Annotated in this window: 11 protein-coding genes; all 11 read right to left on the bottom strand. The window is 66.8% G+C overall.

All coding sequences use genetic code 11. The features are described from left to right. Positions 1-114 precede the first annotated feature (114 nt). Positions 115-1,500, bottom strand: a complete 1,386-nt coding sequence (accC, locus tag SYV04_RS18765; protein WP_321547198.1) for an acetyl-CoA carboxylase biotin carboxylase subunit — start codon at positions 1,498-1,500, stop codon at positions 115-117. Between the two features lie 43 nt (positions 1,501-1,543). Continuing rightward, the gene (gene accB / locus SYV04_RS18760) at positions 1,544-2,137 is read right to left on the bottom strand and encodes an acetyl-CoA carboxylase biotin carboxyl carrier protein (protein ID WP_321547197.1); all 594 of its coding nucleotides are present in this window, start codon (positions 2,135-2,137) and stop codon (positions 1,544-1,546) included. 34 nt (positions 2,138-2,171) lie between these two features. Next, positions 2,172-2,750, bottom strand: a complete 579-nt coding sequence (gene efp / locus SYV04_RS18755; RefSeq protein WP_321547196.1) for an elongation factor P — start codon at positions 2,748-2,750, stop codon at positions 2,172-2,174. A 105-nt stretch (positions 2,751-2,855) separates the two neighbouring features. Continuing rightward, a complete protein-coding gene (locus tag SYV04_RS18750) occupies positions 2,856-3,218 on the bottom strand; it encodes a roadblock/LC7 domain-containing protein (protein WP_321547195.1) in 363 nt (120 codons plus the stop codon). 36 nt (positions 3,219-3,254) lie between these two features. Beyond that, positions 3,255-3,872 (bottom strand): hypothetical protein, encoded by a 618-nt coding sequence (locus SYV04_RS18745; RefSeq protein ID WP_321547194.1) that lies wholly within the window; start codon positions 3,870-3,872, stop codon positions 3,255-3,257. A 30-nt stretch (positions 3,873-3,902) separates the two neighbouring features. Further along, complete coding sequence (locus SYV04_RS18740; RefSeq protein ID WP_321547193.1) at positions 3,903-6,665, bottom strand: type IV pilus secretin PilQ; 2,763 nt, start codon at positions 6,663-6,665, stop codon at positions 3,903-3,905. A 49-nt stretch (positions 6,666-6,714) separates the two neighbouring features. Next, positions 6,715-7,275, bottom strand: coding sequence for a pilus assembly protein PilP (locus tag SYV04_RS18735; RefSeq protein ID WP_321547192.1), 561 nt, complete (start codon positions 7,273-7,275; stop codon positions 6,715-6,717). Between the two features lie 21 nt (positions 7,276-7,296). Continuing rightward, on the bottom strand, positions 7,297-7,929 hold the full coding sequence (locus tag SYV04_RS18730; RefSeq protein WP_321547191.1) for a type IV pilus inner membrane component PilO: 633 nt from the start codon (positions 7,927-7,929) through the stop codon (positions 7,297-7,299). 15 nt (positions 7,930-7,944) lie between these two features. Then, positions 7,945-8,634, bottom strand: a complete 690-nt coding sequence (locus tag SYV04_RS18725; protein ID WP_321547190.1) for a PilN domain-containing protein — start codon at positions 8,632-8,634, stop codon at positions 7,945-7,947. Positions 8,635-8,667: 33 nt separating this feature from the next. Beyond that, positions 8,668-9,750, bottom strand: coding sequence for a type IV pilus assembly protein PilM (gene pilM / locus SYV04_RS18720; RefSeq protein ID WP_321547189.1), 1,083 nt, complete (start codon positions 9,748-9,750; stop codon positions 8,668-8,670). 203 nt (positions 9,751-9,953) lie between these two features. Further along, complete coding sequence (locus tag SYV04_RS18715) at positions 9,954-11,357, bottom strand: sigma-54-dependent transcriptional regulator (protein ID WP_321547188.1); 1,404 nt, start codon at positions 11,355-11,357, stop codon at positions 9,954-9,956. Positions 11,358-11,399 lie beyond the last annotated feature (42 nt).

The following is an 11,399-nucleotide window of genomic DNA, read 5'->3' as shown; positions in this document are numbered from 1 at the left end:
ACGGCGAGAGAAGCCCGAGGCTATCGGAATCTTCGTTCGCGGGTCAAGAAATCGCCGGACCCCCAACCGAGGCGGATCAGGGGGTTGCGCGAAGGCTCACCAGGCAGGCGAGCGCTACGGCGTCTCTTCGATGGCTTTCTTCAGCCGGTGCGTGCCCGTTTCACTGGCAAGCAGTCTTTCGACGAACCGGGTGTCGTAATTGCCTTCCCGGAAGGATTCCTCCGCCAGTGCGGCCCGATGGAAGGGAATGTTGGTGCGAATCCCCTCCACCACGTACTCCCCGAGTGCCCGCTGCATCCGGCGGATGGCGGTCTCCCGGTCCTCCGCATGGACGATCAGCTTGGCCAGCAGGCTGTCGTAGTGCGGGAGCACCGTGTAGTTCTCATACGCAGCGGAGTCCACACGCACCCCGTAGCCACCCGGCACGCTGTAGCCGGTAATCTTTCCCGGCCAGGGCGCGAAGGTGACGGGATCCTCGGCGTTGACGCGGCACTCGATGGCCGCCCCGCGCATCTGGACGTCCTCCTGCTTGAAGCGCAGGGGGTGGCCGTAGGCCATGCGGATCTGCTCGCGCACCAGGTCCACGCCCGTGACGAGCTCCGTCACCGGGTGCTCCACCTGGATGCGGGTGTTCATCTCCATGAAGTAGAACTGCCCGTGCTCATCCAGCAGGTACTCGATGGTGCCCACGTTGTTGTAGCGCAGCTTGCGCATCGCCTCGACGGACACGCGCCCCATCGTCTCGCGCAGCTCCGGGGTGAGCGCCGGCGAGGGGCTCTCCTCGATGAGCTTCTGGTGGCGCCGCTGCACCGAGCACTCGCGCTCGCCCAGGTGGATGATGTTGCCGTGCTCGTCCGCGGCGATCTGGATCTCGATGTGGCGCGGCTTCTCCACGTACCGCTCGATGTAGAGATCGCCGTTGTTGAAGCTGGCCACCGCCTCCGCCGCGGCCGTGGAGAACGCCTGCGCCAGCGCGTTCGGATCACGGACGATCTTCATCCCCTTGCCGCCGCCACCCGCCGCGGCCTTGAGGATGACCGGGAAGCCGATCTCCCGGGCGATCGCCTCCGCCTCCTTCGGATCCTTCACCACGCCGGCGCTGCCCGGCAGCAGCGGCATGCCCGCCTCGCGAGCCGCCTGCTTGGCGCGGATCTTGTTGCCCATCAGCCGCAGCATCTCCGGCCGCGGACCAATGAAGCGGATCTTGCAGTTCTCACATACCTCGGCGAACTCGGCGTTCTCCGACAAGAAGCCGTAGCCGGGGTGGATGGCGTCCGCCCGGGTAATCTCCGCCGCAGACAGCAGCTGAGGGATGTTGAGGTAGCTCTCCTTGGACGGCGGCGGGCCAATACACACCGACTCGTCCGCGAAGCGCACGTGCAACGCATTGGCGTCCGCCGTGGAGTGAACCGCCACCGTGGCGATGCCCAGCTCCCGACAGGCGCGAATGACCCGCAGGGCAATCTCCCCACGGTTGGCGATCAGCACCTTCTTGAACACGCCCTGCCTCCTTGGAGGCCGGCGCGCGGCCGGCCCGCACGCGCTACGCCGGCTCGATGCGGAAGAGCGCCTGGCCGAACTCCACCGGCTGCCCGTTCTCCACCAGGATCTCGGCCACCCGTCCCGCCAGCTCGGCCTCGATCTCGTTCATCAGCTTCATGGCCTCGATGATGCAGAGCACCTGGCCCTTCTTCACCACCGCGCCCACCTCGACGAAGGCAGGCTGGTCCGGGGCGGGCGTCCGGTAGAACGTCCCCACGAACGGGCTGGTGATGAGCTGGCCAGGCTTCTCCGCCGCCTTCGCGGGAGCGGCAGCAGCGGCGGGCGCGGCAGCCGCCGGCGCGGGCGCCGAAGCGCGCGCGGGCGCCGCATACTCCACCGTCTGCATGGGTACCGGGCTCACCGACGGGCTCACCGGCGCCGCGTGGACAATGGTGGGCGCCGGGCCATGGCCGCGGCGGATGTAGAGCCGCTCATCGCCTCGCTGCCACACCAGCCGCGTCACATCCGACGCCTCGAGCATCTCCACGATCTGCCGCAGCGCATCCACGTCCAGGGAGGTTGCCCCTGGGTCGCGTCCGCCGCCAGCTGGCGTGGGCTCGCTTTCGGTCCGGGTTGCCTTGCGCTTCGTCGCCATGCGTCCCCTCTCCGGCCGGAGCTTCAGCCCCGGTCTAGCCCGCGGTCGCCACGCGCGTGAGGTACTTGCCGTCACGCGTGTCGATCTTCAACACGTCGCCCTCGTTGATGAAGAGCGGAACGTTGCACGTGTAACCCGTCTCCAGCGTCGCGGGCTTCAGCGCGCCGGACACCGTATCGCCACGCACGCCCGGATCGCACTTGGTGACCTTGAGGTCCACCGAGTTGGGCAGCGTCACGCCGATGGCCTTCCCGTTGTAGAAGAGCACCGAGACGTTGATGTTCTCCTTCAGGAAGTTCTTGCCCTCGCCGAGCACCTTCTCGCTGAGGAAGGTCTGCTCGTAGTTGCGAGTGTCCATGAAGTAGAAGTCCTCGCCCTGGACATAGAGGTACTGCATCTCCTTGTCCTCGATGTCCGGCTTGCCGACCTTCTCGCCCGACTTCAGCGTGGGCTGGAGCACGCGGCCCGTGAGCAGGCTGCGGATCGTCGTGCGCACGAACGCGGAACCCTTGCCCGGCTTGACGTGCTGGAACTCGACGATCTCGAACGGCTCGCCGTCGATCTCGATCTTGAGTCCCTTGCGGAAATCGGAGGTATCAATGACACCGGCCATGGAACAGCTCCTTCGGACTGCTGAAAAAGTCCGGGGTGTCTAGCCGATGGCCTTTCCCTTTGGAAGGGGGAAAGCGGAGGCAGGCGCTCCGTCTGCTCGCCTGCCCTACAACTCGGCGCGGACCTTCGGCGCGGTGACCCGCAGCACGTATCGGCCCTTGCCGTAGTTACCCTCCGCCCGCATCGCCAGTACGAGGAAGTACTCGGGCGATACCAGTCGGATGATGGTCAACACCTTGTCGCTGTTGACGCTCAACTCCGTCACCGCCCCCGTCTTCAACACGTCGGCGGCGTTCTTCAACTGGGTGAGCAGGTTGGCGTACTCCACCCAGGCCCCGTTGAGCTCGAGGTCCGTGGCCTCGTCCTTCTGGTAGGTCTCCACGGAGATGCCGTCGAAGCCCATCACGCTACACGCGAGGGCTCCGTCGACTTGACTGACCACCGACTCCAAGTGTGCGCGGAAGGACATGGCGACGAGCGCTGATAGGAGAAGACCGTCAGCCCGTCAAGGCGTCTGGCAGGTGAACGCCTGACCGTCCTGACCCGGGTTGAAGCAGGCCGCGTTGCCCTCGCCCAGGGTGGGCACCTCTCCGGCCGCGCAGGGGTTGCCCTCGCGGGAGATGACAATGGGGAACTTCACCTCGTTGGTCTCCACCGAGGCCCCCGAGGAGAGCTTGCCGGCGATCTTCATCGACACCAGCAGCGTCATGGCCTCCGGCGACGACGGCACCGAGGTCTCCAGCCGCGGGCGGGCCTCATCGCCGATCAGGTTGACCTCCACGGTGCTGTCGTCATCCGCGCCCTGCACCACGAGGTAGATGGGCCGACGCTCTTCCTTGAGCGACACCGAGGGGTTGCGCGCCTCGTAGCTGAGGATGATCTCCTCGCCGTAGAAGTCGAGGCTGGCACCGGAGGTGTCCCCGAGCGGCGAGGCGAGGGTGAAGGCCATCCGGTACTGCTGGCTGATGTCGAAGTTCAGCCGGCCGTTGAGCACCGGCCCGCCCGGCTCACAGTCGCTGGTGGGGTCCAGGGGCCTGGCCTCCAGGAGCTGAACCGGTCTGTTCCCTTCGACACACGCGGAGGCGCTGGCGGCCAGCGCCGCGATGAGCATCAGTCGCTTCATAAGTGGACTCCGTATCTGACACGTCCCTGGCTACAGGGACTGCGCGATGGTCTGCCGGTTGAGGATGCGCGGCGTGATGAAGATGAGCAGTTCCTGCCGGTCGTCACGCTCCGTCGTCTGCTTGAAGAGGAAGCCCAGCACGGGGATCTTCGACAGGAACGGGATGGCGGCGGTGGCGGTGCTGCCACGGCGCACGTAGATACCGCCGATGACCGTGGTGTCGCCGTCCTTCACGAGCACCTGCGTGTTGGCCTCCTTGCGCTGGATGGCCGGCTGGCCGTTGGCGCCGGTGTTGGCCGGGTCAGGCTGGTTGTTGGCGGCGTTGATGCTCATCAGGATGCTGCCGTCCTGGGTGATGTGCGGCGTGACTTCCAGGGACAGGCGCGCCTCGACGAAGAGGGTGTTGGTACCCTGGGCCGACGTCTGGCTGAACGGGATGGACACACCCTGGCTGATGCGAGCGGTGTTGTTGTCCAGCGTCGTCACCTTGGGCGCGGAGATGGTCTTCACGTAGCCCTCGTTCTCCGCGGCGGACAGGCGCAGGTTGAGGCCCAGCGCGCCACCGGCCGAACCGAAGGCGAAGGTGAGCGCACCACCGATACCCTGGCTGGTAGGCGCCGGCAGGTTGACGGCGTAGTTGGGGGTCTGCAGACCCGGCGACTCACCGGGCGCCGAACCGAAGACGTTGACCGAGTTGGGGAAGATGAGGCCGGTGGTGTTACCGGTGGCGGCCGCCAGCTGGCCCTGACCACCCCACTGCACACCCAGCGAGCGGCTGAAGGCGGTGTTCGCCTCGACGATGCGGCTCTCGATGAGCACCTGCGGCGTCTGCGTGTCGAGGTTGCGAACCAGCGCCCGCGCCTTCTCGATGTTGGCACGCACGTCCTTCACGATGAGCACGTTGGTGCGCGCATCCACCGAGACCGAGCCGCGCTCGGACAGGATGTCCTTCACGCGCGCCTGCATGTCGGCGGCCACCGCGTAGTTCACGGGGATGAGGTTCACGAGCAGGTCGGCCTGCTGCTGCTTGGCCTTGAGGGTCTCCTGGCGCAGCCGCGCCTCCTCCTCGAGCGTCTTGAGCGGAGCGATGCGGACGATGTTGCCCACCTCCTCCTTGCCCAGGCTCTTGGTGCGCAGGATGAGGTCCAGCGCCTGGTCCCAGGGCACGTTGCGCAGGCGGATCGTCACCTTGCCGCTCACGTCATCGGCCACGACGATGTTCTTCTTGGAGATCTCCGCGATGACGCGCAGCAGGTTCTGGATGTCGATGTCCTTGAACTCGAAGGACACGCGCTTGCCACGGTAGCGGGCCTGCTTCGGCGCGCCCTCGGCGGCGTAGGTGGACTCCTCGGCGGTGAAGCCGGCGGTGCGCTGGGTGACGGCGACCTGCTCCGTCTTCACGCCCTGCACCGACAGGTTCCAGCTCATGGAGCCCGAGTGCTGCGTCACCGTCTCCTCGATGGCCCCGTCGGCGGCGACCACCACGCGAACGCGCTGGCCCTCACCCGGCACCGAGAAGGCGCTGATCATCTTCACCGGCGTCTCCAGCGCGCTGGTGTCCAGGCTGCGCTCCAGCTTGCGGGGCAGCTTCGCGTTCTCCAGCGTCAGCACCGCGCTGCGCGGATCCGGGCGGTCCACCTTCCAGGTGGCCGGGCCCGACAGCTTGATCTGCACGCGGCCGCCATCGTCGCTCTCGACGAAGGACAGGTCCTTCACGTCCACCACCGAGGCCTGGGCCGACTCGGCGGCCATGGGCGCCGGGCGCAGCGGAGCGACCTCGGCGATGGCCTCCTGAGGCGCGGGAGCGGGCGGAGCCTTGCGAGCCACCGCGGCGCCGAGCACTACTTCCAGGCCCCGAGCCGCGCGGTCCACGCGGTAGGCGGGCATGCCGGCCGGAACGTCGAGCACCAGCCGAACCTTGTCGGCGTGCTCACCGGCGCGAACGCCCTTGAGCGTCTTGCCATTCACGCGCGGGGTACGCGCATCCAGGTCCACGCCGTACACATCCAGCGCCAGGCGCGGCGGATCCGCCAGCTCGAGCACCTCGTAGCGGGCGATCTCGCCATCGGTGCGGATGGCCAGCGTGTCCTTGGCGTAGGTAATGGCGGTGATGCGGTGGGCGGGGTTGGTCACCTCGCGCTCATCCGCCTCGGCGGCCACCACGTTCTCCGGCAGCGCGGCCTGAGCGGGAGCCGCCTGGGGCTCACCCGCCTCGACCACCACCGGGGCCACCTGGGGCGCCGCGGAGCGGGCCACCACCGGCGCCGGGGTGACCGGAGCCGCGGGAGCCGTGACGGGCGCCTGGGCGACGGCCTCGGCGGCCTTGGGCTCGGGACGGGCCTCGGGCTTGCTCGCCTCGAGCTGGGCCGTCTCGACCTTGGCCGCCCCGCCGTCCACCGAGATGATCACCCGGTTGCCGTCGGCGCGCACGTCGTACTGCGAGGCCTTGTCGAGCGCCACCAGCACCCGGCCGACGCTGGCGCGCTCGTCCGAGAACTGCGAGGCGACGATGCCCGTAACGGGACCCTGGCCATTGTGATGGCCCTTGATACCCGTGGCATCCGCGGACGAGAGGTCCACCACCAGTCGCTCCGGCCCACTGAGCCGGAACACGGTGAAGGTGGGCGGACGGGTGCCGGAGACCACTACCTGGGCCCCGTTACCCGTCTGCCGCACCTGCAGATCGCGCAGCGTATTGAGTTCGGCGCCGTCCGCCCTGGCGCCCGCAATCGCGACCGCCAAAGCAGCCGCGATCATCCACTTGCCCCTCGTCACATCGCTCTTCGCGAGCATGCTACCCCTCTACAAGTTGGAATCGGGCCCGGGCTGCTGGCCCGAGGAGCTACTCCCAGTTCCTGCCCGTGGACAGGTCGTACATCGGGTCCCGCTTGACATCCGGTTTGAGCTGGAGGCCCACCGGATTGGGGATGACTTTCCCCTCCGCCTGGATGAACTCGGTGACCGTCACCGAGTCCCGGAGGATCTGTGTCACCCGGCCGCCCTGGCGTCCCATGCGGGCGTTGCGGCGCACGATGTGCCCGCGTCCCAGGGGATCTTCCACCATGGCAATGGGGTTGGCGTCGCCAGTGACGACCGCGACCAGCTTCAGCTGGTCGATGTCCCACAGGCAGAGCGGCTCGCTGCAGGACGTCACCACCGTGTCCTGCTTGCTGCCCTGCAGCTCCTCGAGGGGGCTGCGGAACGGGTCGCGCTTGCCAACCGGGTTGTACGTGTAGTTCACGGAGGACTCGACGACCGCGTCCTTCTTGGCGTCGGCGGTGGTGGCAGCTGGCTTGGCAGCAGTGGGCTTGGCCGGCGCGGGCGCCGCCTTCTGTCCACCGCCACAAGCCACCAGCGAGAGCGCCAGCGCAGCCGTGGTCATCTTGTACTTGAGCGTCTTCATCCTCTGGTTCCTCTTGTCACCCTATTTGGGGGCCGGCGCAACTTTCTTGCCCTTGTTCTTCGGATCCTGCGGCATCTGGCTGGCCTCGATGAACCGGAACGTCGTGGCCACGAACGAGCTCTGAAGGATGACCTTCTCGTTCTTGACCGCCGGCTTGTCGAGCGTGATGCCATTGACGTTCACGATGCGGCGCATGTTCGCGATCTCCTGCATGAACATGGCGACCTCGTGATAGTTGCCGCTCACCGTCATCTTGATCGGGATGCGGGCGAAGAACTCGCCGCCACCGATGGTCTCCTTGCCCGGCTCCACGCGGGCGATCTCCAGACCGGACTTCTTGCCGATGTCGTTGATCTGCGCGAGCAGCTCGTCGATCTCCTTCTTCTCCGGGAGCTCGGTGAGGGCCTCGGCGAGCTTCTGATCCAGCACGTCCAGCTCACGCCGGCGCTCGTTGAGGTTCTGGGCGATCTCGCTCTTCTCGGCCAGGTCCAGGTCGAGCTTGCGGCGCTGCTCGACCTGCAGCTTGATCTTGTCTTCCGTCGGCTGCACGAGCAGGAAGAAGTTGGCCACCGTAAGGGCGACGACGAGGCCCACCAGGCCGCCGTACTTGATGCCCGCGGGGGCCTTCGCAATCTTGTCGAGGTACTGTTCCATGGTTCGCGAGGCCTCTCAGATGGCGTAGTTGGCCGTCAGGTTGATGTTGAAGTCGACCGTGGAGATGGCGTTCGGGTCGCTGCTCGAGGCCGAGGCCGTCTTCTGCACCGCGTCCTTCAGCTCGATGGCGTTGAAGAACGGCTTGATGGCCGACACCGGGAACTCCTCGATGGTGGCGTCCGGGGTGAGCAGCTCCACGCGGCTCGTCTTCGCGTCGCGCCGCTGCTCCACCAGCCGCCCCATTCCCTTGGGCGTCCACACCATGCTGCTCAGGCCGCGCATGAACTCGGCCACCTCGTCGTGGCTGACGGCCGAGCCGGCGATCTTCACGCCGCTCTTGTCCTCGATGAAGTTGCGCAGCCACAGCTTCTTGGGCATCGCGGAGGCCAGCGCGTCCATCATCTTCACCGGACCGGAGCGGCCCTTGCGCAGACCATCGAGCACGCCGAGCTTCTTCTCGACCTCGGCCTTGCGGTCGTTGATCTTGTCGACCTCGCCGATGACCTTCTTGAGCTCTTCGATCTTCGTCTGGACCTGGCGGATGCCCGCGGCGTTCGCCTGGAACTCCGCGTCGCGATCGGCGTACCACATGTAATTGCCCACGACCGCAGCGACGATGACAGCGGCGAAGAGGACAAGGATCTGCTTGCCCATCTCCCGCTTCTTCGCCACCCGGACGGGCAGAAGATTGATGCGGATCATCATATGCGTCGGTTCCTTCTCAGGGAGAGGGGTCTATCAGTTCAGTTTGTCGCCGGGACGGCGCAGAGCCAGCCCCACGGCAACCGCGGCCACGGGCGCCACATCCATGATGAAGTTCGGGTCGAACTTGCGGTTGTCGATCTCGATCTTCTTGAACGGGTTGAGGATCTCCACCGGCACGCCCACGCGGCTCTCGATGGTCTTGAACAGCGCGGGGATCTTCGCGGTTCCACCCGAGATGTAGACCTTGCTGAAGTTGGCGTCGGCGGCGGTGCCCGCGTAGAAGTCCAGCGAGCGCTGGATTTCGCCGGCCACCTGCTCGGCCACGCTGGTCAGCACGCGCTCCACTTCCTGAGGCACCACGGCGTCGGCGTCCGAGCCGTTGCCGCCGATCTTCAGCGCCTCGGCCTCCTCGTAGGAGACGTTGAGCTGCTTCTGGATCTCCTCGGTGAACTGATTGCCACCGATCGTCACGTCACGCGTGAAGACGGTGATTCCGTTGGAGATGATGTTGATGTTGACCACCGAGGCGCCCGCGTTGATGAGCACCACGGTCTCCTTCTCGGGGATGTCGTAGTTGGCCGAGAACATGTTCTGGACGGCGAAGGCGTCCACGTCGACGACCACCGGCTGCAGCCCCGCCTCGGAGACCACGGTGGTGTAGTCGTTGATCATGTCCTTCTTGGCGGCCACCAGCAGCACATCCATCTGCCCGGTGGCGTCATTGGCGCCCGAGTCGAGGATCTGCGTGTCGATGTTCACGTCCTTCACGTCGAAGGGGATGTACTGCTCCGCCTCCCACTGGATGCTCTCCTCGAGCTCTTCCTGGCTCATGCGGGGCATCTGAATCTTCTTGATGATGACCGAGTGGCCGGAGACGCCGATGGCGACCTCCTTGCTCTTCACCTTGAGCTCGTTCATCAGCTCCTGTACCGCCTGGACGATGGCCGTCGAGTTCATCAACGCCCCGTCGACGATGGCCTCCGGCGGCAGCGCCTTCATGCCGAAGCTCTGCAGCGCGTAGCCGACCTCGCCGCGCTTGCGCTGCTCCTTGAGGAGGATCATCTTTACAGAGGTCGATCCGATATCGAGACCGAGTGCCAGTTTGCCCTTCGCCATTCAGTTCTCCCGTGGAGAGGGCGCCAGCGTAGCACCAGCGCGCAACCCCGCCTAAAAGTTGACCGGCGCCCGCTCGCTCCACGGCCGGTCGGGCACGCCCGCCGTGCCCTCCGCCCGCGCCCCCGCAGTAACGCCTCTCGGGGCCGATTTTCCGGCCTGGGGCGCGCTCCGTCAAATACCCCCCACTGTGCTCACCTGCACGCTTAGCTCTTCTCCGCCTCGGCGTCGGGGTCGATTCCGTACTCCTTGATCTTGTACAGGAGCGCGCGATGGCTGATGTCCAGCACCTCGGCGGCCCGGGTGCGGTTGCCCTTGGTGCGGCGCAGAGCTGCGCGGATGTACGACTCCTCCAGCTCCCGCATGGCGCGTTTGAGTGACAGGTCGCTACCAGGCTGTTGCACGGGCGAGGGTGCGCTGGCGGGCGCGGAGGCCGTCCACAGCCGCTCGGGGAGGTTGGAGGGCAGCAATTGGGGCCCATCCGCCAGGAGCACCGCGCGCTCCATGGCGTTCTCCAGCTCGCGCACGTTGCCCGGCCAGGCGTAGACGCCCATCAGCGCCTCGGCCTCGGGGCTGAGGCCCTGCACCGGCGGCTCGCGGTTCAGCTCGCGGTTGAAGCGAGCAATGAAGGTGCGGGCCAGGAGCGGAATGTCCTCGCGGCGATCGCGCAGGGGCGGCATCCGCAGGTTCACCACGTTGAGGCGGTAATAGAGGTCCTCGCGGAACTCGCCCCGCTCCACCAGCTTGCCCAGGTCCCTCAGCGTGGCGGCGATGACGCGCACGTCCACCTTCTCCGAGCGGCTTTCTCCGACTGGTCGGATCTCTCCTTCTTGCAGAACGCGAAGGAGCTTCACCTGCGCGGGCAGGGGCAGCTCACCCACCTCGTCCAGGAAGAGTGTGCCGCCGTCGGCCTCGCTGAACAGGCCGCGCTTGGCGGTGCGCGCGTCGGTGAAGGCGCCCTTGGCGTGGCCGAACAGCTCGCTCTCGATGAGCCCTCCGGGAATGGCGCCACAGTTGACGGCGACGAAGGGCAGCGCGGCTCGGGGAGAACGCTGATGCAGCTCGCGAGCGATGAGCTCCTTGCCCGTGCCGCTCTCACCGGTGATCAGCACGGTGGTGTGTACCGGCGCGAGACGATCCACCTGGCGCAGCACCGCCTTGAGCCCCTCGCTCTCTCCGAGGATGCGCTCGATGGGGGCGGAGCCGGCCTTGCGCAGGCGCTGGTTCTCGCGCACCAGCCGCTCGCGCTCCTCGGCCTTGCGCAGGACGAAGACGATCTCCTCGGGCTTGAAGGGCTTCTGGACGTAGTCGTAGGCGCCTGCGCCCACCGCCTCCAGCGCCTGCTCCTGCGAGCCATAGGCGCTCATCACCAATACGGTGAGGCCCGGCTGATCAGCGATGGCCTGGCGCAGCACGGACAGGCCGTCGCGCTTGGGCATGCGCACGTCACACAGCAGCACGTCGTAGCTGCGCGCGGCCAGCTCGCGCAGGGCCTCTTCGCCGTCGGCCACGGCGCGGACCTCGTACCCGTGCCCGTTGAGCACCAGGGTGAGGACATGGCGGATGGAGGGCTCGTCATCGGCGACGAGGATGGATCGAAAGGTGGGCATGGTCGCTCGGGGGACCCATCATCCCCCAGCGTCCTGACTCAA

Source organism: Hyalangium ruber, from assembly GCF_034259325.1.
Taxonomy (GTDB): Bacteria; Myxococcota; Myxococcia; order Myxococcales; family Myxococcaceae; genus Hyalangium_A; species Hyalangium_A rubrum.
This window is presented reverse-complemented; position numbering and strand designations above follow the sequence as displayed.

What these genes read in the sequence shown, in the direction of transcription:
- SYV04_RS18730 (WP_321547191.1), bottom strand. Translation starts at nt 7,929, where the DNA reads ATGGAACAGTACCTCGACAAGATTGCGAAGGCCCCCGCGGGCATCAAG.
- SYV04_RS18715 (WP_321547188.1), bottom strand. Translation starts at nt 11,357, where the DNA reads ATGCCCACCTTTCGATCCATCCTCGTCGCCGATGACGAGCCCTCCATC.
- SYV04_RS18745 (WP_321547194.1), bottom strand. Translation starts at nt 3,872, where the DNA reads ATGAAGCGACTGATGCTCATCGCGGCGCTGGCCGCCAGCGCCTCCGCG.
- SYV04_RS18735 (WP_321547192.1), bottom strand. Translation starts at nt 7,275, where the DNA reads ATGAAGACGCTCAAGTACAAGATGACCACGGCTGCGCTGGCGCTCTCG.
- accB (WP_321547197.1), bottom strand. Translation starts at nt 2,137, where the DNA reads ATGGCGACGAAGCGCAAGGCAACCCGGACCGAAAGCGAGCCCACGCCA.
- SYV04_RS18725 (WP_321547190.1), bottom strand. Translation starts at nt 8,634, where the DNA reads ATGATGATCCGCATCAATCTTCTGCCCGTCCGGGTGGCGAAGAAGCGG.
- pilM (WP_321547189.1), bottom strand. Translation starts at nt 9,750, where the DNA reads ATGGCGAAGGGCAAACTGGCACTCGGTCTCGATATCGGATCGACCTCT.
- SYV04_RS18740 (WP_321547193.1), bottom strand. Translation starts at nt 6,665, where the DNA reads ATGCTCGCGAAGAGCGATGTGACGAGGGGCAAGTGGATGATCGCGGCT.
- efp (WP_321547196.1), bottom strand. Translation starts at nt 2,750, where the DNA reads ATGGCCGGTGTCATTGATACCTCCGATTTCCGCAAGGGACTCAAGATC.
- SYV04_RS18750 (WP_321547195.1), bottom strand. Translation starts at nt 3,218, where the DNA reads ATGTCCTTCCGCGCACACTTGGAGTCGGTGGTCAGTCAAGTCGACGGA.